This is a genomic window from Vogesella mureinivorans (genome assembly GCF_007644035.1).
Classification (GTDB): domain Bacteria; phylum Pseudomonadota; class Gammaproteobacteria; order Burkholderiales; family Chromobacteriaceae; genus Vogesella; species Vogesella mureinivorans.
This window is the reverse complement of record NZ_VMTV02000898.1, coordinates 1-251: the sequence shown is the minus strand read 5'-3', so window position 1 is coordinate 251 and position 251 is coordinate 1. Positions and strand designations below refer to the sequence as shown.

The 251-nt window shown below is 59.4% G+C and carries 1 protein-coding gene; it reads left to right on the top strand.

The annotated features are described in order from the left end of the window. On the top strand, nt 1-73 hold a 73-nt coding region (locus FLQ44_RS20160; RefSeq protein ID WP_276607896.1), incomplete at its 5' end, for a 50S ribosomal protein L18. Nucleotides 74-251: the final 178 nt, after the last annotated feature.

The following is a 251-nucleotide window of genomic DNA, read 5'->3' as shown; positions in this document are numbered from 1 at the left end:
CTCGGGATTCCGCTATCACGGTCGCATCAAGGCTCTTGCCGATGCCGCCCGTGAGGCTGGCCTGAAGTTCTGATCGCTCTGCGATCCCTTTGCTGCACCACAACTACAAGCGACCCGAAGGGTCGTAAGCAATCGAGAGAATCGCAATGAGCACGAACGATCGTGACAACAGCGACGGCATGCTTGAAAAGCCGGTCGCCGTCAATCGCGTGTCGAAGGCGGTCAAGGGCGGGAGCCACTTGACCTGCACC